The organism is Streptomyces sp. NBC_00299 (genome assembly GCF_036173045.1).
GTDB classification, from domain to species: domain Bacteria; phylum Actinomycetota; class Actinomycetes; order Streptomycetales; family Streptomycetaceae; genus Streptomyces; species Streptomyces machairae.
This window is the reverse complement of sequence record NZ_CP108039.1, coordinates 3,812,561-3,838,716: the sequence shown is the minus strand read 5'-3', so window position 1 is coordinate 3,838,716 and position 26,156 is coordinate 3,812,561. Positions and strand designations below refer to the sequence as shown.

Here is a 26,156-nt window from a genome sequence, read left to right as displayed (position 1 = left end):
GCGCTCATGAGGCGAACTTCCAGGAAGCCGCCGGGGCCGGGTAGGCGCGACCGCCCCGGCTCCACCGCGTCTGCCTCAGGGGCGACTTCGCCCGGTCGGAGCCGGTCGGGGCGTCGGGTTGCTGTCCGACCGAGAGCAGCACGGCCAGCACCGCGGCCAACTCCTCCTCACTGGGCTTCCCGCGTACGACTTTGACTGCGCTCATCTCTCCGCCTTCGTTCTCACGTCTTCGTGCTCATGGCTCGGTTCTCACGTCGGAAGATTGCCGTGCTTGCGCGACGGCAGGTCGGCGTGCTTGCTGCGCAGCATGGCCAGGGACCGGATCAACACGAGCCGGGTGTCCCGGGGGTCGATCACGTCGTCGACGAGGCCGCGCTCCGCCGCGTAGTAAGGGTGCATAAGCTCAGTCCTGTACTCGTCGATCTTCCGGCGACGCACCGTGTCGGGGTCCTCGGCCGCGTTGATTTCGCGGCGGAAGATCACGTTGGCGGCACCCTCGGCGCCCATGACGGCGATCTCGTTGGACGGCCAGGCCAGGGCGACGTCGGTGCCGATGGAGCGTGAGTCCATGACGATGTATGCACCGCCGTAGGCCTTGCGTACCACCAGGGAGACGCGGGGGACCGTGGCGTTGCAGTACGCGTACAGCAGTTTCGCGCCGTGCCGGATGATCCCACCGTGCTCCTGGTCCACTCCGGGCAGGAAGCCCGGCACATCCACGAGTGTCACGAGAGGGATGTTGAACGAGTCGCAGGTGGAGACGAACCGGGCGGCCTTCTCGCTGGCGTGGATGTCGAGCACTCCGGCCAGCGAGGCCGGCTGGTTGGCCACGATGCCGACGACGTGTCCGTCCAGCCGCGCCAGCGCACAGATGATGTTGGTCGCCCAGGCGGCGTGGACCTCGAAGTACTCGCCGTCGTCGACGATCTCCTCGATCACGGCCCGCATGTCGTAGGCCTGGTTGGGGTCGGCCGGGACCAGGTCCAGGAGCGCGTCGTTGCTCCGGTCCGACGGATCCCCCGACGGGACCACCGGGGCCAGCTCGCGGTTGTTCGCGGGCAGCAGGGACAGCAGGTAGCGGACCTCCTCCAGGCAGCTCTCCTCGTCGTCGTAGGCGAACTGCGCCACACCCGAGACGGAGGCGTGCACGTCCGCGCCGCCGAGGCCGTCCATGGTGACCGACTCGCCGGTCACCGTCTGGACCACGTCGGGGCCGGTGATGAACATCTGTGCCGTGTCCCGGACCATGAAGACGAAGTCGGTGAGGGCGGGCGAGTAGGCGGCGCCTCCCGCACAGGGCCCCAGCATCACGCTGATCTGCGGGATGACACCGGAGTTGCGGGTGTTGCGCTGGAAGATGCCGCCGTAGCCGGCCAGGGCGGTGACGCCTTCCTGGATGCGAGCGCCGGCCCCGTCGTTGAGGCTGATCAGGGGAGCTCCCGCCGCCTCGGCGAGGTCCATCAACTTGTGGATCTTGGCGGCGTGCGCCTCGCCGAGCGCTCCGCCGAAGACGCGGAAGTCATGGGCGTAGACGAAGACCGTCCGGCCGTGCACGGTGCCCCATCCCGTGATCACACCGTCGGACGGGTAGCGCTTGTTCTCCAGCCCGAAGCCGGTGGCCCGGTGCCGGCGCAGTGCCTCGATCTCCTGGAACGAGCCCTTGTCCAGGAGCAGTTCGACGCGCTCGTGCGCGGTCAGCTTGCCCCGGGCGTGCTGCCGCTCGGTGGCGCGCGCGTCGGGGCCCTGCCGCGCCGCCTGTTTGAGCACGTGCAGTTCGTCGAGACGTTCCTGGGACGTCACGCCATCCTCCTTCTGGGCCTGGTGTGCCGTGCCCGGCACCGGGGTGGTCGGACGGGTCATGCCGCGCTCTCGGCGAGCAGGCGCTCGACGCCCGCCCAGTCCGCCGGCGTCGTACCGCTCGCGGCCACGTATCCGTCGGGCCGCAGCAGCACGAACCCGGGGCGGCCGCGTTCGACATGCCCGTGACTGACCAGGCCGGGCCTCTGTTCGGCGAGGTCCAGGCCGCGCAGCCGTGCCTCGCGGCTGCCGCGCGTCACCAGCCGGTACCGGTCGGCCGTGCGGGCCGAGCCGGACCAGTGGGGCGAGCGGGTGCCGGGCCGGGGCAGTCCACGCCCGCCGGGCACCTGGGCGGCGTCGTAGTGGACGCGCCAGCCCGCGAGCAGCGGGGCGAACCAACGGCGCAGCACGCCCAGGGACTCCAGCGTGCCCCAGGCCGTGTTGCGCATCCGTGCGGCGGCGGGGCCCAGCGTGAACACCCGCAGGAACTGGTGGGTGTTGCGGACGATCTGCTCGGCGGCGTACCGCCGTTCGGTGCCGTAGCTGTCCAGCACGGCGGGGGCGAACCTGCCCTCGATCACACCGGCCAGCTTCCAGACCAGGTTGTGCACGTCCTGGAACCCGAGGTTGAGACCCTGGCCGCCGAGCGGGGAGTGCGTGTGGGCGGCGTCGCCCACCAGGAAGACCCGGCCCTCGCGCAGCCTGGTGGCGATCCGCTCCTGGCTGCTGAAGTTGTTCACCATGTCGAGGGAGCCGACCCGCAGCCCGCCCGGGCCCCGCTCGTCCAGGATCTGCTGCACCCCCTCCTCGGTCAGCGGGTGACCGGCGGGAACCGCCGCGGAGACGCGGACGCGGCCACCCGGCATCGACGCGAAGACGACCGAACCGGACAGGCCGAGGAAGTAGTGCACCGCGTCGTCCGCGGGCCGCCCCTCGATCGTGCCCTCGGCCAGGAGGAAGTTGATCGGGACCGGGCTGCCGGGGAAGTCGATGCCGAGCTGCTCGCGGATCTGGCTGCGCACCCCGTCGGCCGCGATCAGCCAGTCGGTCTCGATGCGTACCGGGCCGTCCGGGCCGTTCGCCTCGACGGTGACCGTGTCGTCGTACGCGAGCGTCTTGGCGACCTCGAATCCGCGTTCCACCCGGCCGCCGAGCTCCCGCAGACGACGCTCCAGCAGCTCACAGGTGATCTCCTGCGGGAGCATCAACGGTTCGTTCGACGCGCCGAGTTCGATGCGCAGCGTGCGGCCGTTCGCCAGGTGGTACTCGTTGGCGCGGATCCGCAGGCCCCGCCGCTCGGCCTCCTCCAGGATCCCCAGTTCTCCGAAGACACGCAGGGTGGGCGCGTGCAGTTGTACGGCGCGTGACCCCTGGTGCGGGGTGTGCTGAGCCTCCAGGACCCGGGCGGGTACGCCCCGCTGCCACAGGGCGCAGGCCGCGGCCAGGCCCACGGGCCCGGCCCCCACGATCACCACGGTCGTCCGGCCTGTCATGTCCGCTCTCTCCGTTCGCTCGGGGGACGTCTCGGGGGAGTCCTCCTGGGGCTTCTCCTGTGACTTCACGCCGGCTCCCGGCTGTCGATGGCGGTGAGCCAGCCGGTGACGGCCTCGGCCGTCGTGAGCGCGTGCTCCTCGACCATCGAGAAGTGGTCCCCGGCAACCTCCACCACGTCGTGCTCCGGCTGCCAGGAGGGCTCCAAGACCTCCGCCGTCGACCGGCCCGGCAACGGCTCGACCGGGCGGACCAGCAGCGTCGAGGTCTTCACCGGCGCGGCCCGCCACTCCTCCAACAGGCGCAGATAGCCGCCCATCGCGACGAGCGCGGAGTCGTCGACGGGCCCCAGCTCGCCGAGCCTGTGGGTCATTCCGGCCAGCAGCCGCGGGGTGGCCGCGCGCAGCGCCGCGTCGTCCGGCGCGTAGGTGTCCAGCAGGACCAGCGCCTCCGGGAACAGCCCCGACGCCTCCAGCAGTCGGACGGTCTCATGGGCGACGATGCCTCCTGAGGAGTATCCGACCAGCACGAACGGCATGCCGTCCGCGTTCCCGCGCACCGCCTCGGCGGCCGCTTCCGCCAGCGCGGCCAGGGTCGCGGGCAGCCGTTCCTCCGGCCGGAAGCCGGGCAGGTCCAGCGCCAGCACCTCCCGTTCACCGGCCAAGGGCGCGGCGAACCGGGCGTACTGATGGGCACCGGAGGTCGCCAGCACTGTCGGGAAGCACAGCAGCCTGGGCCCGGTCTGGCCGTCCGCGAGCCGCACCGGCCGGGGCAGGTCGCCCTGCTCCGGCACGGTGAACGACGGCCGCTGCCGGGCCGCCTGCGCCAGCCGGTCCAGCGCCGCTGTGCCGTCGCCGCCGCCGTCGAGCGCGGCGGTCACTTCGGCGGCGAACTCGGTTGCCAGGCCGCTGCCGGTCGGCGAAGCGGCCGTGGCACCGGCCAGTTGGTCGGCCAGATGCCGGGCCAGTGCCTCGGGCGAGCGCCGGTCGAGGATCACCCGGGCCGACAACTGCAGCCCGGTGGCCGCGTTCAGCCGATTGCGCAGGGCGACGGTCGTCACCGAGTCCATGCCCAGTTCGAGGAACTCACGCCCGGCCGCCACCGCGCCGGGATCGCTGTGTCCGAGCACCGCGGCGACCTCCGCTCGGACCACGCCCAGCAGCACCTCGCGCCGCCGCGCCGCCGACAGCCCGGCCAGCCGGTCCGGCAGACCGGACGTGCCGGCCCCGGACCCGGCCGACTCTCCGCGGGCCCGCCGGACCTGCGGGATCTCGGCGACGAGCGGGCTGGGCCGGTCGCCGTCGAAGACCCGGGTGAACCGGCCCCAGTCGATGTCGGCCAGCACGATCGACGGCGCCCCGAAGTCCAGGGCCCGCTCGAAGGCGGCGACCGCCGGTTCCGCACGCAGCAGGGGAAGCCCCCGGCGGCCCAGCCGGTCCCGTCGGGAGGCCTCCAGCGTTTCGGCCTCCGCATCGGCCGGTTCGCCCCGCCACACGCCCCACGCCTGCGCCAGCGCGGGCAGGCCCAGGGAGCGGCGGTGGGCGGCGAGCGCGTCCAGATGCGCGTTCGCGGCCGCGTGGGCGGCGAGGCCGAGGCCGCCGCCGAAGGTCGCGGTCACGGAGGAGAACAGCACGAACGCCGACAGGTCGCTGTCCGCGGTCAGTTCGTGCAGGTTCCGCGCGCCGAGCACCCCGGTGCGCAGGAGACGCTCCAGATCGGCCCCGGTCAGACTGTCCAGCGGCGTGTCCTCCAGCAGCCCGGCCGTGTGCACGACGCAGGTCAGCGGAGCGTCGTCAGTGATACCGGCGAGCACCCGCGCCAGGGCCTGGCGGTCGGCCACGTCGCAGACTTCCAGCGTCACCCGTGCGCCGAGCGCGACCAGTTCGGCCTCGGCGGCGGCGATCAGCCCTGCGTCCGTGCCAGGTTGGGCGGTCAGCAGCAGCCGGGCCGCCCCCTTGCCGGCGAGCAGCCGGGCGATGTGCCTGCCCGGGCCGGTGACGCCGTCCGTGACCAGCCAGGTGCCGCCCTCACCGGGCAACACCGGGGCGGCGGCGGGGGAGGAGGCGGGCACCAGCCGGCGCACGTACACGCCGGAGGACCGCACGGCGACCTGGTTCTCCCCGCCGGGTGCCGCGAGCAGTGCGGCCAGCCGCGACAGCGCCCGGTCGTCCGGCTCCTCGGGAAGGTCCACCAGACCGCCCCACAGCCGCGGGGTCTCCAGCGCGGCGACCTGTCCCAGACCCCACACCTGGGCCTGCTCCGGCGCCGTGACCCGGTCGGCCGGCTCGGCCTGCACCGCGCCGCTCGTCACCGTCCACACCGGAGCCGGCACGTCCGCGTCCGTCAGGGCCTGGAGCAGGACGACGGTCCGGTCGAGGCCCGCGGACACCACAGCGGACGACGGCTCCGGCGGGGAGAGCGGCAACAGGGAGACGACGCCGGCCACGGGTGCGCCGTCGTCCAGGGAGGCCACGGCACGCGTGATACTCCGGGCGAGCCCGGCACGGTTCTCCTCCGTCCCGACCGTCACGGTGCCGGCGCGTGCGCCGGCGTCCTCGAGCAACGCGGCCACCCGGGCGGCGACCCCATCGGCGGCGGGGTGTGCGGGGCGCACCACGATCCAGGAGCCGGACAGGGCAGCCGGAGCGGGCTCGGTGGCCGGCCGCCACACCACCTGATAACGCCACGAGTCCACGGCGCCCAGCTCCCTGCTGTCCCGCCGCCACGAGGACAGCGCGGGCAGCAGCTCGGCGAGCGCCGCCGTGTCCGTCAGACGCAGCGACGCGGCGAGGCCGCGCAGGTCACCGTTCTCGACGGCCTCCCAGAACTCGGAGTCCACCGGATCGGCGGCGCTCGCACGGTCCGCCGGCGGCTCCACCCAGTAGCGCTGCCGCTGGAAGGGGTACGTGGGCAGCTCCACTGTGGGGCGCCCGGCGCCGAGCACCGCCTGCCAGTCGACGCGCAGCCCGCGTACGTATGCCTCCGACAGCGCGGTGAGGAACCGCTTCAGGTCGCCGTTGGCGCGCCGCAGCGTGCCGGCCACGAGCGCGTCGGCACCGGCGTCCTCGACGGTCTCCTCCACACCGAGCACCAGCACCGGGTGGGCGCTCGACTCGATGAAGACGTCGTGGCCGTCGTCCAGCAGCCGGCGCACGACGGGTTCGAAGTTCACCGGACGCCGGCAGTTCTCGAACCAGTAGTCGGCCGTCAGCTCATCGCCGCGCAACACCTCGCCGGTGACCGTCGAATACAGGGGCACACTGCCCTTACGGGGGCGTACGAAGGACAGCAGCTCGGCGATGCGCCCACGCAGCCGGTCGACCTGCGGGGAGTGCGAGGCGACCGTCGCCGGCACGATCCGGGCCCGGATCCCCCGGTCGGTCAGTGCCGTCACCAGTTCCTGGAGCGGCTCGGGTGCCCCGGCCACGGTCACCAGACGGGGGCTGTTGACGCCCGCCACAGCCAACTGGTCGCCGTACGGCGCCAGCCACTCCTCAGCGTCCCGCCGCGACAGCGCGACGGAGGCCACCGCGCCCCGCCCCACCAGTTCGTCGGCGAACAGCTGCGAGCGCAGCACCACGATCCGCGCCGCGTCGTCGAGGGTGAGCGCACCCGAGACACAGGCCGCCGCGATCTCGCCCTGCGAGTGGCCCACCACCGCGTCCGGCTCGACCCCGTGGTGCCGCCACAGCTGGGCGAGCGACACCATCACCGAGAACAGCACGGGCTGCACGACCTCGATGCGCTCCAGCGACGGCGCCCCAGGGTGCTCCCGCAGGACGTCCTCGACCGACCAGCCGACGTGTGCCCGGACGGCGTCGTCGCAGGCGCGCAGCCGCTCGGCGAAGACGGGCGCGGAGTCCAGCAGTTCCACGGCCATCCCGGCCCACTGCGACCCCTGGCCCGGAAAGACGAACACGGTCTTACCGCGTTCCTTCGCGACCCCCGTGGCGAGCAGCGCGCTCGCCTTGCCCCAGGACAGGGCCTCCAGGCCGGCGCTCAGTTCGTCCGCGTCCGTACCCATGACCACCGCGCGGTGGTCATGGGCCGCGCGCGTCACCACGAGCGAGTGGCCGACATCCGCGGGCGCGAGCTCGGGGTGGGTGCGCAGATGGGCGCGCAGCCGGGCGGCCTGGGCGCGCAGGGCGGTCTCGCCGCGGGCCGAGAGCGGATACGGAACGACCTCCGGTGCCGTCTGCGAGGACTCCTCCGGCACCGGTGCGGGCGGTCCCTGTTCGAGCAGTACATGGGCGTTGGTGCCGCTCATCCCGAACGCCGAGACACCCGCACGGCGCGCGCGCCCGGTCTCTGGCCAGGCACGCCGCTCGGTCAGCAGCTCGACCGCGCCGGCCGTCCAGTCGACGAACGGCGAGGGCTCGTCGGCGTGCAGGGTGCGGGGCAGCACCCCGTGCTCCATCGCCTTGACCATCTTGATGACGCCGACGACCCCGGCCGCGGCCAGCGTGTGCCCGAGGTTCGACTTCACCGAGCCCAGCAGCAGCGGCTGTGCCGCGTCCCGGCCCTGCCCATAGGTGGCGATCAGGGCCTGCGCCTCGATGGGGTCGCCGAGGCGGGTGCCGGTGCCGTGGGCCTCGACGGCGTCCACGTCGGCGGGGGTGAGGCGGGCGTTGTTCAGTGCTGCCTGGATGACGCGCTGCTGGGACGGACCGCTGGGTGCGGTGAGGCCGTTGCTTGCGCCGTCCTGGTTGACGGCGCTGCCCCGGACCACCGCGAGGACGCGATGTCCGTTGCGGCGCGCGTCCGACAGCCGCTCCACGACCAGCACACCCACACCCTCGGCGAAGCCCGTGCCGTCAGCGCCCGCCCCGAACGCCTTGCAGCGCCCGTCCGGAGAGAAGCCGCGCTGCCGGCTGAAGTCCACGAACCCGGTCGGCGTGGCCATCACCGTGACTCCGCCGACCAGCGCCAGCGAGCACTCGTCGCGACGCAGCGCCTGGGCCGCCAGATGCAGCGCCACCAGCGAGGACGAGCAGGCGGAGTCGACGGTGACCGCGGGGCCCTCCAGCCCGAACAGGTAGGCGACCCGGCCCGACAGGACGCTCGGCGCGGACCCCGTCATCCGGTACGCCTCGATCTCCTCCGGCGCGGCTGTCAGCAGCACCTGGTAGTCGGAGGTGACGCAGCCCGCGAAGACGCCCGTGTCGCTGCCCCGCAGGGTGCCCGGGTCGATCCCGGCCCGCTCCAGGGCCTCCCAGGAGGTCTCCAGGAAGAGCCGCTGCTGCGGGTCCATGGCCAGTGCCTCGCGCGGAGAGATCCCGAAGAACTCGGCATCGAACTCGGCGGCGTCGTAGAGGAATCCGCCCCGCCGCGTGTACGACTTGCCCGGCCGGTCCGGCTCGGGGTCGTACAGGCCCTCCACGTCCCAGCCGCGGTCGGAGGGGAACTCGGAGATGGCGTCGGTGCCGTTCGCCACCGTCGACCACAGGTCCTCGGGCGAGCGGACACCGCCCGGGAGCCGGCAGCCCATGCCCACGACGGCGATCGGCTCGTGCGCCGACTCCTCGGCCTCGCGCAGCCGCAGCCGGGACTCGCGCAGCTCGACCGTCACCCGCTTCAGATACTCCCGGAGCTTCTTTTCGTCGGACTCAGACATCGTGTACCTCGCTGGTTCAAGAAGGGGGTCGGTGACCGTCCGCAGGGGTCAGGACGAGCCGAGTTCGGAGTCGATGAGGTCGAACAGGTCGTCGTCGTCCGCGTCCTCCAGCCGGTCCGCCAGGTCGTCGGCGGGCTCCGTGGCCGAGGGCGTGCCGGTCGTGACGGTCAGCTCGGACAGCAGCTCCTGGAGGCGGGCCGCGGCCCGCTCCCGCACTCCGTCGTCGCCCGTAGCGGCCAAGGCCGCGCCGATCCGGTCGAGTTCGCCGTCCACGTCGACGACGTCCGGACCGTGCGGCGTGAGCTCCGCCGCCAGATGCGCCGCCAGGGACACCGGGGTCGGATGGTCGAACACCACCGTCGCGGACAGCGCCAGCCCCGTCGCCGCGGCCAGCCTGTTGCGCAGGGTCACGGCGGCGAGGGAGTCGAAGCCGAGATCCTTGAGCTGGCGCCGCGGCTCGACCGCCTCCTTGCCGGTGTACTGCAGTACCTCGGCGATCTCCGCGCGCACCAGGTCCAGCAGACGGCGCTCCCGGTGGTCGGAGGAGAGCGCGGCGAGCGTCGCGGACAGGTCCTGGACGGGCTCCGCAGCGGCCGGTGACTCCGGCTCCGCCACGGCCGTCGGCTGCGTGAGGTGCCGGCGCCGCCAGGCCGACAGGACCGGCAGCACCTCGCCCAGCGCGTCCTCCTCGGCGCCCAGCGCGGTGGCCAGCGACCGGAGGTCCTCCCGTTCGACCGCCGCCCAGAACCGGGCCTCCACCGAGTCGGCCGCCGGGCCGCCGGGCGAGCCGTCCGCCTCCATCCAGTAGCGCCGCCGCTGGAAGGGATACGTCGGCAGCTCCACCTTGCGGGCCGTCGAACCGGCGTACACCGCCTGCCAGTCGACGTCCGCGCCCCGCACATGGGCGGTGGCGACGGCCGCGAGGAAGGTCTCGACCGGCGGGCGGCCCCGACGCAGCGCCGGCACCAGAGCGGCCGCCTCCGGCCGCTCCGCCAGGGACTCCTGCGCGAGCGCGGTGAGCACCGCGTCCGGACCGAGTTCCACGAACGTCACCGCACCCGCCTCGACGAGCGCGGCGACGCCGTCGTGGAAGCGGACCGCCTCCCGGACGTGGCGGACCCAGTACTCCGGCGAGCACAACTCCTGCGGGGTGGCCAGGCGGCCGTACAGGTTCGACACCACCGGTATCTGCGGTTCCATCAGGGACAGCCCGGCGACGACGGTGCGGAACTCCTCCAGCATCGGTTCCATGAGGGGGGAGTGGAAGGCGTGGCTGACCCGCAGCCGACGGGTCTTGACGCCGCGTTCGGCCAGTGCGTCGTCCACGGCTGTGACGGCGGCCTCGGTCCCCGAGATGACCGTGGAGGCGGGCCCGTTGACGGCGGCGATGCCCACCTCGTGCTCCCGCCCGGCCAGGAGGGGCAGGAGCTCCGCCTCGGAGACGAGCGCGGAGAGCATGGCCCCGCCGGCCGGGAGCGCCTGCATGAGCCGGCCGCGGGCGGCCACCAGGGTGCAGGCGTCCGCCAGCGACAGCACGCCCGCGACGTGCGCGGCCACCACCTCGCCGATCGAGTGTCCCATCAGCTGCCCGGGGTGCAGGCCCCATGACTCGGCGAGCCGGTACAGCGCCACCTCGACCGCGAAGAGCGCGGTCTGTGTGTACAGCGTCTCGTCGAGCAGCCCGGCCTCCGCCGAGCCCTCCGGGGCGAAAATCACCTCCAGCAACGGCCGGTCCAGATGCCGGTCGAAGACCGCGCAGACGGTGTCCAGCGTCCGGGCGAAGACGGGGTACGCCTCGTACAGCTCGCGTCCCATGCCGGGGCGTTGGCTGCCCTGACCGGTGAACAGGAACGCCGGGGCGCCACCGAGCTCGGTCTGCTCACGGTGGGAACGCACCAGCGTGGGCGCGGAACCCCCGCCGGCCAGCGCTTCCAGGCCCTGACGAAGCCCGTCCTCGTCCGTCGCCGTGACCACCGCGCGTACGTCGAGCCGTGCCCGGGTGGTCGCCAGCGAGAACCCGAGATCGCGGCCGGGCACCTCGCCGAGCAGCGCCGCGAGCCGCTCGGCCTGCGTGGCCAGGGCGGAGGGCGTGTGGGCCGACAGCGGCAGGACCGTCACCGGCGGCGAGATCGGCTCCGGTGCGGGTTCGTCGTCGGTGGGGGGTTGTTCGAGGATGACGTGGGCGTTGGTGCCGCTGATGCCGAAGGAGGAGACGGCGGCGCGGCGGGGGCGGCCGGTGTCCGGCCAGGGCTGGGGGGTGTGGAGGAGGCGGACGTTGCCGGTGTCCCAGTCGATGAGGGGGGAGGGCTCGTCGGAGTGGAGGGTGGCCGGAAGGACACCGTGGCGCATGGCCTGGATCATCTTGATGACGCCGGTGGCGCCGGCGGCGGCCTGGGTGTGGCCGATGTTGGACTTCAACGAGCCGAGCCAGAGGGGCTGTTCGTTGGTGTGGGCCTGGCCGTAGGTGTTGAGGAGGGCTTGTGCCTCGATGGGGTCGCCGAGGCGGGTGCCGGTGCCGTGGGCCTCGACGGCGTCCACGTCGGCGGGGGTGAGGCGGGCGTTGTTCAGTGCTGCCTGGATGACGCGTTGCTGTGCGGGGCCGTTGGGGGCGGTGAGGCCGTTGCTTGCGCCGTCCTGGTTGACGGCGCTGCCGCGGACGACCGCGAGAACGGTGTGTCCGTTGCGGCGGGCGTCCGACAGCTTCTCCAGGACGAGGACGCCGACGCCCTCGGACCAGCCGGTGCCGTCCGCGGAGGCGGCGAAGGGCTTGCAGCGCCCGTCGGCGGCGAGTCCGCGTTGGCGGCTGAACTCGATGAAGGTGCTGGGGGTGGACATGATGGTGACGCCGCCTGCGAGGGCGAGGTCGCATTCGCCGCTGCGGAGGGCCTGGGCGGCCATGTGCAGGGCGACGAGGGACGATGAGCAGGCCGTGTCGACGGTGATGGCGGGACCTTCGAACCCGAAGGTGTACGACACCCGGCCGGTGTGGACGCTGCCAGTGTTGCCGGTCCCCACATAGCCCTCGAGGTCTCCGGGCACCGACGCGAGGCGGCTGGCGTAGTCGTGGTACATCACGCCCGCGTAGACGCCGGTGGCGCTGCCGCGCAGGCTCGTCGGGTCGATCCCGGCCCGTTCCAGAGCCTCCCAGGAGGTCTCCAGCAGCAGCCGCTGCTGGGGGTCCATGGCCAGCGCCTCGCGCGGGGAGATCCCGAAGAACTCCGCGTCGAAGTCCGCCGCCCGCTGCAGGAAACCGCCCTCCCGGACGTAGGAGGTGCCGGGCGTGTCCGGGTCCGAGTCGAACAGGGAATCCAGGTCCCAGCCGCGGTCGGCCGGGAAGCCGGTGATCGCGTCGCCACCCGTCGCGACGAGGTCCCACAGCTCCTCGGGCGAGTCGAGCCCGCCCGGGAAACGGCCGCTCATGCCGACGACGACGATCGGGTCGTCGTCGACGGCCGTGTCCCTGGGAGCCGAAGGGACCGGGGGTGTCTCGGAGACCGCACCGGCCGGTTCGAGCTCGGCGAGCACGAGGCTCGCGACGGCGGTGGGGGTGGGGTGGTCGAAGACGAGGGTGGCCGGCAGGCGCAGCCCGGTGGCCTTGTTGAGGCGGTTGCGCAGTTCGACCGCGGTGAGGGAGTCGATGCCGAGCTCCTTGAAGCCGCGGCGCCCGTCCACCGCCGTGGCGCCCGCGTAGTTCAGCGCTCCGGCGACCTCACCCAGGACCAGATCGAGCACGAACGCCGCGCGCTGCTCGCCCTGGAGCCCGGCCAGCCGCTCGGCGAGCGAACCCGCGGACGGGCCGGTCCCGGTCTGCGCGGTCCGGCGCGCCGTCGTACGGACCAGCTCCCGCAGAACGGACGGTATCTCGCCGCCCCGCGCCCGCAGGCCGGCCGTGTCCAGCGCCATCGGCACCACGTCCGGCACGTCCAGCGCCAGCGCCGTGTCGAACAGTTCCAGACCCAGCGTCGGGTCCAGCTGCCCGATGCCGGTGCGCGCAAGCCGTGCCAGGTCGGTCTCGCTGAGCGTCGCGGCCATCCCGTCATCGGCCCACGCGCCCCAGCCCAGGGACACCGCCGGCAGCCCCTCGGTGCGGCGGCGCTGCGCCAGCGCGTCCAGGAAGGCGTTCGCCGCGGCGTAGGCAGCCTGGCCCGCCGTGCCGTACGAGCCGGCGACGGAGGAGAACAGCGCGAAGACGGACAGGTTCAGCCCCCGCGTCGCCTCGTCGAGGTTGCGCGCCGCGTCCGCCTTCGGACGCAGTACGGCGGAGACGCGCTCGGGGGTGAGCGAGGTGAACACACCGTCGTCGAGGACGCCGGCCGCGTGCACGACGCCCGTGAGCGGGTGATCGGCGGGGATCGCGGCGAGCAGGTCGTCCAGGGCGGCGCGGTCGGCGACGTCGCAGGCGGCGAACGTGACCTCGGCGCCCAGCGCGGTCAGCTGCCGCTCCAGTTCGTCCATGCCCTCGGCGCTCCGGCCACGACGGCTGACCAGCAGCAGGTGACGCACGCCGTGTTCGGTGACGAGGTGGCGGGCGAAGAACCGGCCGAGGGCACCGGTGGCCCCGGTGAGCAGGACCGTGCCCCCGGCGGCGAACGGCGACTGCCGGGCCTCCGGCACGGTCGCCCTGGCCAGCCGCGGTGCGAGGAACCGGCCGTCCCGCACGGCGAGTTGCGGCTCGCCCGCGAAAACCGGCCCGCCCGTGAACGCCCGCTCCGTGTCGGCCGCGTCGTCGAGGCCGTCCACCAGCACGATCCGGTCCGGGTTCTCCGTCTGCGCCGAGCGCAGCAGACCCCATACGGCCGCGCCGACCGGGTCCGGCGCCTCGCCCGCGACGGAGACCGCGCCCCGCGTGAGCACGACCAGTCGCTCGCTCTCGGGCCGGTCCTCGGCGAGCCACTCCTGGACCCGGCCGAGCACCTCGTGCGCGGTGTCGTGCACCGAGCCGCCCGAGTCGACGCGCAGCACGGTCGCTGCGGGCACGTCGGAGGCGGCGAAGCCGGGCGTCACCGGCACCCACCGCAGCCGGAACAGCGCGTCGTGGCCGCCGGAGCGCAGCGCGTCGCGCAGCTGGGCGGTGGAGACCGTGCGCAGCGCCAGCTCGGCCACCTCGGCGACCGGTTCCCCGGCGCCGTCCGCCACCAGCAGCGAGACCGTGTCGGGGCCGACCCGGGCCAGCCGCACCCGCACCATGGCAGCACCGGACGCATGCAGCCGCACCCCGCTGAAGGAGAACGGCAGCCGCGGCTGCGCGGACGCGTCCAGGACCCCCAGTTCGAGGGCGTGCAACGCCGCGTCGAGCAGAGCCGGATGCAGTCCGAACCGCCCCGCGTCGACGGCCTGTTCCTCCGCCAGGAAGACCTCTGCGAACACCGCTCCGTCGGTTCGCCACACCCGCCGCAGCCCCTGGAACGCGGGGCCGTAGGCGAAGCCCTTCGCGGCGAGGGTCCCGTACCAGTCATCGAGGTCCACCGGCTCCGCGTCCTGCGGCGGCCAGCCGGCCAGTCCTGTCTCCCCGGCGGATTCCCGGGCGTTGTCGGGAGCCAGGACGCCTGTGCCGTGCCGCGTCCACGGCCCCTCGGCCGACTCGCTCGCGGACCGCGAGTGGACGCTGAAGGAGCAGCGCCCGGACTCGTCCGCGGGCCCGACCGACACCTGGACCTGTACACCCCCCGTCGAGGGCAGGCTCAGCGGCGACTCCAGGGTCAGCTCCTCCACCGTCCGGCAGCCCGCCAGGTCTCCCGCCCGCAGCGCGAGTTCGACGAGCGCCGTCCCCGGGAGGAGGACGGTGTCCAGTACGGCATGGTCGGCGAGCCAGGGGTGGTCGTCCAGGGACAGCCGTGTCGTCAGCACCAGAGCGTCGGAGTCGGCCAGCGAGACGGCGGCACCGAGCAGCGGGTGCCCGGCCGGACCGAGCCCGAGACCGGCCGCTTCCGTGTCGGCACTGCGCGAGTCGTCGTGCTTCAGCCAGTACCGCCGTCGCTGGAAGGCGTACGTCGGCAGATCGACGTGCCGGGTCTCGCGGCCCCTGAAGACCGCCTGCCAGTCGGGAGCCGCACCGCGCGTCCACAACATTGCAAGCGCCGTGGTGAGGGAGTCCGCCGCCGCGCGGTCGCCGCGCAGGACCGCGACGAACTCCGTCTCCGAATCGGCGTCTTCGGGCACACAGGCCCGCCCCATCGCGGACAGTACGCCGTCGGGGCCGAGCTCGACGTACGTGCGCACGCCGCGCGCGTGCAGGGCGCGGATGCCGTCGTGGAAGCGGACGGCCTCGCGGACGTGCCGCACCCAGTACCCGGGTGAGGCGAGCTGTTCGGCCGTGGCGAGGTCCCCGGTGAGGTTGGAGACGACGGGGATCCGCGGCCTGCCGTAGGTGAGCCCTTCGGCGACCCGGCGGAACTCCTCCAGCATCGGTTCCATGAGGGGCGAGTGGAAGGCGTGGCTGACCCGCAGCCGCCGCGTCTTGAAGCCGAGGGCAGTGAGCGCCCCGTCGATCTCCGCGATCGCTTCCTCGACTCCCGAGAGCACCGTGGACGCCGGTCCGTTGACGGCGGCGACCGCGACCTCGTGCTCGCGTCCGGCGAGGTGGCCCGCGACCTGTTCCTCGGTGGCGAGCACGGAGAGCATGGCCCCGCCGGCCGGGAGCGCCTGCATGAGCCGGCCGCGGGCGGCCACCAGGGTGCAGGCGTCCTCCAGGGTCAGCACCCCGGCGACATGAGCGGCCGCCAGCTCGCCGATCGAGTGCCCGGCCACGAACTTCGGCCGCAGCCCGAAGTGTTCGACCAGCCGGAACAGCGCGACCTCCAGCGCGAACAGGCCGGTCTGGGTGTACAGCGTGCGGTCCAGGAGCTCGCCGTCCTCGGCGAACATCACCTCCCGCAGGGATCGCCCGAGGTGTCCGTCGAGGTGCTCGCACGCCTCGTCCAGGGCCCGGGCGAAGACGGGCTGTGTGTCGTACAGCTCGCGTCCCATGCCGGGGCGCTGGCTGCCCTGACCGGTGAACAGGAACGCCGTGTCGCCAAGGACGGGCGTGCCCCGCACCAGGCCCGCCGCCGACTCGCCCTCGGCCAGCAGGGCCAGACCGGCCCGCAACGTGTCGGGCCCGTCGGCCAGCAGCACGGCCCGCTCCTCGAGTGCGGCTCGGTGGAGGGCGAGTGACAGTCCGAGGGCGGGCAGGTCGGTGTCGTTGTGCTGTTCCAGGTGGTCGGTGAGCCGTCGTGCCTGGTCGCGCAGGGCGTTCGGGGTGCGGGCGGACAGGGGGACGGGTATCGGGGTGAGACCGGGGTCGGTGTGGGGAGCCGCGGTTTCCTCGGTGGGGGGTTGTTCGAGGATGACGTGGGCGTTGGTGCCGCTGATGCCGAAGGAGGAGACGGCGGCGCGGCGGGGGCGGCCGGTGTCCGGCCAGGGCTGGGGGGTGTGGAGGAGGCGGACGTTGCCGGTGTCCCAGTCGATGAGGGGGGAGGGCTCGTCGGAGTGGAGGGTGGCCGGGAGCACGCCGTGGCGCATGGCCTGGATCATCTTGATGACTCCGCCGACGCCGGCGGCGGCCTGGGTGTGGCCGATGTTGGACTTCAACGAGCCGAGCCAGAGCGGCTGTTGGTCGGTGTGGGCCTGGCCGTAGGTGTTGAGGAGGGCTTGTGCCTCGATGGGGTCGCCGAGGCGGGTGCCGGTGCCGTGGGCCTCGACCGCGTCGATGTCGGCCGGCCCCACTCCCGCATTGCTCAGTGCTGCCTGGATGACGCGTTGCTGTGCGGGGCCGTTGGGGGCGGTGAGGCCGTTGCTTGCGCCGTCCTGGTTGACGGCGCTGCCGCGGACGACCGCGAGAACGGTGTGTCCGTTGCGGCGGGCGTCCGACAGCTTCTCCAGGACGAGGACGCCGACGCCCTCGGACCAGCCGGTGCCGTCCGCCCCGGCGCCGAACGACTTGCAGCGCCCGTCCGGCGACAACCCCTTCTGCCTGCTGAACTCCACGAACGTGCCGGGGGACGACATCACCGTGACACCACCCGCCAACGCGAGTGAGCAGTCGCCCTGACGCAACGCCTGGACCGCGAGGTGGAGGGTGACGAGGGACGAGGAGCAGGCGGTGTCCACCGTGACCGCCGGACCCTCCAGCCCGAAGGTGTACGACACCCGGCCCGACAGCACGCTGCCGGCCCCACCGGTGAGGCGGTGGCCGTCCGCTCCCTCCACGGGCTCGAACAGGTAAGGACCGTAGTCGTGGTACATGATGCCCGCGTACACGCCGGTGCCGCTGCCGCGCAGACCCGTCGGGTCGATCCCGGCCCGCTCGAAGGCCTCCCAAGACGCTTCGAGGAAGAGCCGCTGCTGGGGGTCCATGGCCAGCGCCTCGCGCGGGGAGATCCCGAAGAACTCCGCGTCGAACTCCGCCGCCTCGTGGAGGAATCCGCCTTCGCGCGTGTACGAGGTGCCGGGCCGGTCCGGGTCCGGGTCGTGAAGTCGCTCCAGATCCCAGCCGCGGTCCGCGGGGAACGGCGAGATCGCGTCGGTGCCCTGCTCCAGGAGGCTCCACAGGCCTTCGGGTGAGGTGACGCCGCCCGGGTAGCGGCAGCTCATGCCGACGACGGCGATCGGTTCCCGGGCGGTGGCGAGGAGCTCCTGGTTCTGTTGCCGCAGTCTGCTGGTCTCCTTCAGCGAGTCCCGCAGCGCTGCCACGACCGCTTCGGACGGGGTGTTGTTCATGCTGTTCCTTCTCCAGGACTCAGGAGCCGTGGCTCTCACGAGCCATGCGGACGAGGGCGTCTACGTCGAGGGCGTCGATGTCGAGTGCGGAGGTGTCCGGCGGCGGGGCGGCGGTCCCCTCGGCGCCGACGGCCGGCGTCGGGTCGGTGAGGTCGAGCAGCCGGTCGAGCAGACCGGAGCCGCGCAGCCGATCGATCGACAGCGTGGCGAGCATGCGGCGGATGTCGCGTTCCTCCAGGCTGTCGGCCGACGAGCCCGCCGAGGCGTCCGACTCCCCTGCAGCGGGCGCCAGTTCGGCGAGCAGGAGGCTCGCGACGGCGGTGGGGGTGGGGTGGTCGAAGACGAGGGTGGCCGGCAGGCGCAGCCCGGTGGCCTTGTTGAGGCGGTTGCGCAGTTCGACCGCGGTGAGGGAGTCGATGCCGAGCTCCTTGAAGCCGCGGCGCCCGTCCACCGCTTCGGAGCCGCCGTAGTCGAGGGTCCTGGCGACCTCGTCGCGTACCAGGTCGACGAGGTGCGCCTCCTGCTCCTCGGGCGTCAGCCCTGCGAGTCGCTGCGCGACGGAGGGCCGTCCCGCGTCGTCGGTCGGGCCGGCCGCGACGGACTTGCGCGGCGGCGTACGGACCAGCCCGCGCAGCAGTGCCGGCAGCTCCGCCGCCCGGGCGTGCAGGGCTGAGGTGTTCAGCGGCAGCGGTACGGCGCCCGGCGAGCCGAGTGCCACGGCGGCATCGAAGAGTTCCATCCCTTGGTCCGGCGCGATCGCGACCATGCCGAGCCGGGCGAACCGGCCGCGGTCGGACTCGCCGAGAGCCGCCGCCATACCGCCCTCGGCCCACGGGCCCCAGGCCAGGGAGACCGCCGGTAGCCCCTGGGCGCGGCGGTGCTGGGCGAGCGCGTCCAGATAGACGTTGGCCGCCGCGTAGTTGGCCTGCCCCGCGCCGCCGACCAGACCCTGGATCGACGAGAAGAGCGCGAAGACGCCCAGGTCCAGGTGGCGGGTGGCCTCGTGCAGGTTGCGGGCGGCGTCGGCCTTGGGGCGCAGCACGGCGGAGACCCGCTCCGGGGTCAGCGTGCCGAACACGCCGTCGTCGAGGACGCCGGCCGCGTGCACGACTCCGGTGAGCGGATGCTCGGACGGAACGCCCGCCAGCAAGGTGTCCAGCGCGGCACGGTCGGCGACGTCGCAGGCCGCCAGGGTGGTCTGCGCGCCGAGCGCGTTCAGTTCACGCTCCAGCTCCACCGCCCCGTCGGCGGCGCGGCCGCGGCGGCTGACCAGCAGCAGGCGGCGTACGCCGTGCTCGGTGACCAGGTGCCGGGCGAGCAGCCCGCCGAGTGCCCCGGTGGCGCCGGTGATCAGGACCGTGCCGTCCGCCGCGAACGGCAGGGGGCCGGTCCCGGTCCCGGTCAGGGCGACCCGAGCCAGCCGTGGGGTGAGGGCGATGCCCCCGCGTACGGCGATCTGCGCGTCCGAGGCGGCCAGTGCGGTCGCCAGCGCCGCGTCGTCGTCCAGGCCCTCGCCGTCCTCGCCGTCCTCGACGTCCACGAGCACGATCCGGTCCGGGTTCTCCGTCTGCGCCGAGCGCAGCAGCCCCCAGGCCGCCGCCGCGGGCAGATCGAGCACGTCCTCGTCGGCCGTGACCGCGACGGCGCCCCGGGTCACGACGACCAGCCGCTCCTCGGCGGGCCGGTCCTCGGCCAGCCACTCCTGGGCGCGGACGAGCGCCTCGTGCACGGTGTCGTGCACCGAGTCCCCGCCCCGCAGACGTACGACGGTGGTGGCGTCGGGAGCGGCGCCCGGCCCGCTCGGCACCCACTCCACGCGGAACAACGCGTCGTGGGTGCGGCCGTCGGCGGCCCGGAGCTGGTCGGCGGACACCGCCCGTACCGCGAGCGCCTCGACCGAGGCGACCGGTGCGCCCGAGGCGTCGGCGACATCGATCGTCACCGCGTCGGCCCCGGCCGGCGCCAGCCGCACCCGCGCGGCCGTGGCCCCGGTGGAGAACAGGCGCACCCCGCTCCACGCGAACGGCAGCCTGGGCTCACCCGTGCCGGGCAGCGCGCCCAACTCGATGGCGTGCAGCGCGGAGTCGAGCAGCGCCGGATGCAGCCCGAAGGCACGTGCGTTCTCGGCACGGTCGTCGGGCAGCCGCAGTTCGGCGAACACCTCCTCGCCGCGCCGCCACACCGCGCGCAGTCCCTGGAAGGCGGGACCGTAGCGGAAGCCCTGCTCGGCCAGCTCCTGGTAACGGCCGGTCAGACCGACCGGCTCGGCGCCCCGCGGCGGCCAGACGGTGAGGTCCGGGCCGGACCGCGCGTCTTCGGGGGCGAGCCGTCCGACGGCGTGCCGGACCCACGGGCGGTCGGGGTCGTCGCCCTCAGGCCGGGAGTGCACCGTCAGCTCGCGCCGCCCCGACTCGTCGGGGGCACCCACGACCACCTGGAACCGCACGCCGCCCCGCTCCGGCAGCACGAGCGGAGCCTGCAGTGTCAGCTCCTCCAGTACGCCGGTCAGTGCCTCGCCGCCCGCCCGCAGAGCCAGTTCCACGAAGGCCGTACCGGGCAGCAGCACACGGTCCAGGACCATGTGGTCCGACAGCCACGGCTGGGAGTCGAGCGAGAGCCGCCCGGTGAACAGCGACTCATCGGTGTCGGCGCGGGTGAGGGCGGCTCCGATCAGGGGATGGTCCACCTCACCGAGCCCCACCGCGGTGGGGTTGTGGGGCCGGGCCGTGTTCGGCTGCCAGTAGCGCTGGTGCTGGAACGGGTAAGTGGGCAGATCGACCCGCCGCGCCACCGGGCCGCCGAACACGGCCCGCCAGTCCGGAGCGGTCCCACGCACCCACAGTCGCGCCAGTGCGCTGTCGAGGGCGAGGGGCTCCGGACGGTCTTTGCGTAGTGCCGGGACGAACTCCGGCTCCACATCGGTTGTTTCGGGTACGCAGGCACGTCCCATGGCGGACAGCACACCGTCCGGCCCGAGTTCGAGATACGTCGTGACGCCTTGTTCGTGCAGGGTGGTGATGCCGTCGTGGAAGCGCACGGCCTCCCGGGCGTGCCGTACCCAGTAGTCCGGCGAGGTGAGCTGTTCCCGGGTGGCGACGGCACCCGTGACGTTCGAGACGACGGGGATGCTCGGGGCGTGGAAGGCCAGGCTGCGCGCCACGGCCTCGAACTCCTCCAGCATCGGGTTCATGTGCGGCGAGTGGAAGGCGTGGCTGACCCGCAGCCGCCGGGTCTTGACCCCCTGTTCCGCCAGTCGCTCGGCCACGTCCAGCGTGGCGAGCAGATCACCGGAGATCACGGTCGAGGTGGGTCCGTTGACGGCGGCGACCGCGACCTCGTGCTCGCGTCCGGCGAGATGCCTGGCGACCTGCTCCTCGGTGGCGAGGACGGAGACCATCGCGCCGTTCCCGGGCAGTGCCTGCATGAGCCGGCCGCGGGCGGCCACCAGGGTGCAGGCGTCCTCCAGGGTCAGCACCCCGGCGACATGAGCGGCCGCCAGCTCGCCGATCGAGTGCCCGGCCACGAACTGCGGCGTGATCCCCAGATGCTCCACGAGCCGGTACAGCGCGACTTCCAGCGCGAACAGAGCGGTCTGCGTGTGGACGGTCTGGTCCAGAAGCTCGGCCTGGCCGTCGAGGTCCTCCTCCGTGCCGAACATGAGGTCGCGCAGGGATCGCCCGAGGTGTCCGTCGAGGTGCTTGCACGCCTCGTCCAGGGCCCGGGCGAAGACGGGCTGTGTGTCGTACAGCTCGCGTCCCATGCCGGGGCGCTGGCTGCCCTGACCGGTGAACAGGAACGCCACACCGCCCGTGGTCGCCTCGCCCTGCACGAGACGGCTCGACGAGCCGCCCTCGGCCAGCGTCGTGAGCTCCGCCAGCAGCCCCTCCCGGTCCTCGGCTCGGACCAGTGCGCGATGACCGAGTGCGGCTCGGTGGAGGGCGAGTGACAGTCCGAGGGCGGGCAGGTCGGTGTCGTTGTGCTGTTCCAGGTGGTCGGTGAGCCGTCGTGCCTGGTCGCGCAGGGCGTTCGGGGTGCGGGCGGACAGCGGGACGGCTACCGCGGTGCCGGTCGCCTCCGGCTCGCGTTCGGACGCCGCGGTTTCCTCGGTGGGGGGTTGTTCGAGGATGACGTGGGCGTTGGTGCCGCTGATGCCGAAGGAGGAGACGGCGGCGCGGCGGGGGCGGCCGGTGTCCGGCCAGGGCTGGGGGGTGTGGAGGAGGCGGACGTTGCCGGTGTCCCAGTCGATGAGGGGGGAGGGCTCGTCGGAGTGGAGGGTGGCCGGGAGGACACCGTGGCGCATGGCCTGGATCATCTTGATGACGCCGCCGACGCCGGCGGCGGCCTGGGTGTGGCCGATGTTGGACTTCAACGAGCCGAGCCAGAGGGGCTGTTCGTTGGTGTGGGCCTGGCCGTAGGTGTTGAGGAGGGCTTGTGCCTCGATGGGGTCGCCGAGGCGGGTGCCGGTGCCGTGGGCCTCGACCGCGTCGATGTCGGCCGGCCCCACTCCCGCATTGCTCAGTGCTGCCTGGATGACGCGTTGCTGTGCGGGGCCGTTGGGGGCGGTGAGGCCGTTGCTTGCGCCGTCCTGGTTGACGGCGCTGCCGCGGACGACCGCGAGAACGGCGTGCCCGTTACGGCGGGCGTCCGACAGCCGCTCCACGACCAGCACACCCACACCCTCGGACCAGCCGGTGCCGTCCGCCCCGGCGCCGAACGACTTGCAGCGCCCGTCCGGCGACAACCCCTTCTGCCTGCTGAACTCGATGAAGGTGTCGGGGGTGGACATGATGGTGACGCCGCCGGCGAGGGCGAGGTCGCATTCGCCGCTGCGGAGGGCCTGGGCGGCCATGTGCAGGGCGACGAGGGACGATGAGCAGGCCGTGTCGACGGTGATGGCGGGACCTTCGAACCCGAAGGTGTACGACACCCGGCCCGACAGCACGCTGGCCGCCGACCCCGTCATGCGCTGGCCCTCCGCGCCGCCCGCGCCGCCCTGGTCGCGGAACGTGAACGTCCCCGCGTAGACGCCGGTGGCGCTGCCGCGCAGGCTCGTCGGGTCGATCCCGGCCCGTTCCAGAGCCTCCCAGGAGGTCTCCAGCAGCAGCCGCTGCTGGGGGTCCATGGCCAGCGCCTCGCGCGGGGAGATCCCGAAGAACTCCGCGTCGAAGTCCGCCGCCCCCTGCAGGAAACCGCCTCGCTGTGTGTACGACGTCCCGGTGCTTTCCCCGGCCGGGTCGTAGAGCGCGTTCAGGTCCCAGCCGCGGTCGGCCGGGAAGTCGGAGATCGCCTCGCCGCCGGAGGCCACCAGCTCCCACAGCTCCTCGGGCGAGCCGATTCCGCCGGGCAGCCGGCTGCCCATGCCGACGACGACGATCGGGTCGTCGCCGGAGTCGCTCGGGCCGCTCACGGCAGCCGTCGGGGAGCCCGCGCCACCGAGCAGTTCGGAGCGCAGATAGCGCACGACGGCGTCCCCGGTGGGGTGGTCGAAGATCAGGCCGTGCGGGACACGCAGCCCCGCTGCCGCGCTGAGCCGGTCGCGCAGCTCGACGCCGGTGAGCGAGTCGAACCCGAGTTCCTTGAACGTGAGCTCCATGTCGACGGACGCCGTGGACGCGTACTCCAGCACGGCGGCCACCTCACGCCGGACCAGATCAGCGACGGACCGCTCCTGCTCCGCCTCCGACAGCCCGGCGAGGCGCTCCGCCGGCGGACCCGCGGCCCGCGGCGCGGGGAACGGTCCGGCCTCGGCGGCGGCGTTGACGTCGGCGTCGCCCGCAGCGGCGACGGACCGCGCAGGGGCATCGCCAGGCGCCGACAGCCAGTAGGACGCCCGCTGGAACGCGTACGTGGGAAGCTCGACGCGGTGACCGGGGGCGACGCGGTGCCAGTCGACGGACACACCGCGGGTGTACAGCTCGGCCAGCGCCGCCAGCAGCGTCGGTACGTCGGCGCGCGTGCGACGTGCGGAGGCGACGAGCAGCGCGTCCTCGGTGAGGCAGTCGCGCCCCATCGCCGCCAGCACGGCGTCCGGGCCCACCTCCAGATACGTATGGATGCCGGACTCCTCCACCGCGCGCATGCCGTCGAGGAAGCGAACGCTGTCGCGGGCGTGGCGCACCCAGTACTCGGCCGTGCCGATCTCCTCGGCCGGAACCGCGCGACCCGTCAGGTTGGACACCACCGTGATGCGGGGAGTGCCGTAGTCCAGACGTGCCGCAACGTCTCGGAAGGCGTCGAGCATGGCGTCCATACGGGGCGAGTGGAACGCGTGACTGACCTGCAGCTGCTTGGTCTTGCGCCCTTGCTCCGCCCAGTGCCCGGCGACCTCCAGGACGGCGTCCTCATCGCCCGCGATCACTGTCGACAGCGGGCCGTTGGCGGCGGCCAACGCCACCTGGTGCTCCCGTCCCGCCAGGGTGGGGCGCACCTCCTCCTCGGACGCCTGGACCGACACCATGGCGCCGCCGCCCGGGAGGGCCTGCATCAGCCGTCCGCGCGCGGCCACCAGCGCCGCCGCGTCCGGCAGCGACAGCACACCCGCGACATGGGCGGCGGCCAGCTCGCCGACGGAGTGGCCGAGGACGACGGAGGGAGCGACCCCCCAGTGGTCGAGGAGCCGGTGGAGGGCGACCTCGTACGCGAAGAGGGCCGGCTGGGTGTAGCGGGTGCGGTGCAGCAGCGCACCGTCGGCGGAGTCCGCGTCGGCGAACATCACCTCCCGCAGCGGCCGGTCGAGTTCGGCGTCCACCACGGCGCACACTTCGTCCAGGGCCCGGGCGAACACCGGGAACGCCTGGTACAGCTCACGTCCCATGCCCGCGCGCTGGCTGCCCTGACCGGTGAACAGGAACGCCACGGCGCCGTCGCCCGCCACCCCGCGCACGAGACCGGGCGCGGGGTCCCCGGCGGACAGCGCGTTCAGCGAGGCCAGCAGCGCGGACCGGTCCTCAGCGACGACGACGGCGCGGTGCTTGAAGTGCGTCCGGGTGGTGGCGAGGGAGTGCGCCACGTCGGCCGGCGCCAGCTCGGGGTGGTCCAGCAGCCGGCGGGCCAGCCGGTCGGCCTGGACACCGAGCGCGTCCCCGGTCCTGGCGGACAGGGGCGCGAGGACCGGAGCGGCCACGTCGGTGCCGGTCGGCACGGAGCCGGCCTCGTGCACCGGCCGCCAGTCGGACAGGACGAGGTGGCAGTTGGTCCCGCCCATCCCGAAGGAGCTGACACCCGCGAAGACCGGCTCGTCGCCGTCGCCACGCAGCGCGGCCGTCCCGGTGGCGACGGCCAGGCCCAGGTCGTCGAGGGGGATCGCGGGGTTCCGACGGGCGAAGTTGAGGCTCGGCACGAGGGTCCCGGCACGCAGGCACAGCGCCGCCTTGATGAGCCCCGCGATACCCGCCGCGCCTTCCAGGTGCCCGATGTTGGTCTTCACGGAGCCGACGAGCAAAGGGTTGTCCGCGGCGCGGCCGGCGCCGAGGACCGTACCGAGGGCCGCCGCCTCGATGGGGTCGCCGACCGGGGTTCCCGTGCCGTGCAGCTCCACGAACCGCACCGCCGACGGCTCGACCCCGGCCGCGGCGCATGCCTGGCGGAGGAGGTCCTCCTGGGCGGCGCCGCGGGGGGTGGTGAGGGCCTCGCCACCGCCGTCGTTGTTGACGGCACCGCCGCGGATGACGCAGTACACCGCGTCCCCTTCGGCGATCGCCTGCCGCAGCGTCTTCAGGACGACTACGCCGCCGCCCTCACCGCGTACGTACCCGTCGGCCCGTTGGTCGAAGGTGTACGTCCGCCCCTCGGGGGACAGCGCTCCGAACCGCTCCGCGACGGTGAACCCCTCCGCGGCCAGGTTGAGGCTGACTCCCCCGGCCAGCGCCACGGTGGACTCACCCTTGCGGAGGCTCTCGCAGGCGAGCTGGACGGCCACCAGGGACGAGGACTGGCCGGTGTCCACGACCAGGCTGGGGCCCTGCAGCCCCAGTGCGTAGGACAGGCGGTTGGCGATGATGCCGCGGCTGGTACCGGTGATGGTGTGGTGGGTGACGCCCTCGGCGCCGTACTGGTGCCCGAGTTTGGCGTAGTCGTCCCAGATCGCGCCGATGAAGACGCCGACGGGGGTGTCGTGCAGCTCGGCGGGGACGATGCCCGCGTTCTCCAGCGACTCCCAGCCCAGTTCGAGAACCAGGCGCTGCTGCGGATCCATGGCCGTCGCCTCGCGTGGGGAGACGCCGAAGAACTCCGGTTCGAATCCGTCGACCTCGTCGAGGAATCCGGCGGGCCGGATGTCGGTGCCTGCCGGCAGCCCGGGACGCCCGTCGGGAACCGGGCCGACCGCGCTCTCGCCGCCGGACAGCAGCCGCCAGAAGGCGTCGGGGTCCTGGGCACCCGGGAAGCGGCAGGCGACGCCCACCACAGCGATTGCGTCGTCCGGTACCGAATACCCCTCCGGACGATCGGATCCGGGACGAATGGCCATGTTCTTCGCTCTCCTGTCGGCGACAACAGCACACGACGGACCGGACCGTGGCGTGCGGACGTGCGTGAAGTGGCGCGGGCGGGGTGCGAC

Annotated in this window: 4 protein-coding genes and 2 pseudogenes; all 6 read right to left on the bottom strand. The window is 73.4% G+C overall.

The genetic code is table 11. From position 1 onward, the window contains the following. Positions 1–4: 4 nt before the first annotated feature. Positions 5–205, bottom strand: a complete 201-nt coding sequence (locus OHT51_RS16630; protein WP_328879733.1) for an acyl-CoA carboxylase subunit epsilon — start codon at positions 203–205, stop codon at positions 5–7. 44 nt (positions 206–249) lie between these two features. After that, entirely contained in the window at positions 250–1,860 is a 1,611-nt protein-coding gene (locus OHT51_RS16625; RefSeq protein ID WP_328879732.1) for an acyl-CoA carboxylase subunit beta, read from the bottom strand. Further along, on the bottom strand, positions 1,857–3,290 hold the full coding sequence (locus tag OHT51_RS16620) for an FAD-dependent oxidoreductase (protein WP_328879731.1): 1,434 nt from the start codon (positions 3,288–3,290) through the stop codon (positions 1,857–1,859). Before OHT51_RS16620 ends, OHT51_RS16625 begins: the two co-directional genes overlap by 4 nt. A gap of 65 nt (positions 3,291–3,355) precedes the next feature. Further along, positions 3,356–8,866 (bottom strand): annotated as a pseudogene (locus tag OHT51_RS16615) (type I polyketide synthase); the annotation flags it as partial. A 342-nt stretch (positions 8,867–9,208) separates the two neighbouring features. After that, positions 9,209–17,551, bottom strand: a pseudogene (locus OHT51_RS16610) (SDR family NAD(P)-dependent oxidoreductase); the annotation flags it as partial. Positions 17,552–17,618: 67 nt separating this feature from the next. Further along, a complete protein-coding gene (locus OHT51_RS16605) occupies positions 17,619–26,066 on the bottom strand; it encodes a type I polyketide synthase (protein WP_328879728.1) in 8,448 nt (2,815 codons plus the stop codon). Between the last annotated feature and the right edge of the window lie 90 nt (positions 26,067–26,156).

What these genes read in the sequence shown, in the direction of transcription:
- OHT51_RS16625 (WP_328879732.1), bottom strand. Translation starts at nt 1,860, where the DNA reads ATGACCCGTCCGACCACCCCGGTGCCGGGCACGGCACACCAGGCCCAG.
- OHT51_RS16620 (WP_328879731.1), bottom strand. Translation starts at nt 3,290, where the DNA reads ATGACAGGCCGGACGACCGTGGTGATCGTGGGGGCCGGGCCCGTGGGC.
- OHT51_RS16605 (WP_328879728.1), bottom strand. Translation starts at nt 26,066, where the DNA reads ATGGCCATTCGTCCCGGATCCGATCGTCCGGAGGGGTATTCGGTACCG.
- OHT51_RS16630 (WP_328879733.1), bottom strand. Translation starts at nt 205, where the DNA reads ATGAGCGCAGTCAAAGTCGTACGCGGGAAGCCCAGTGAGGAGGAGTTG.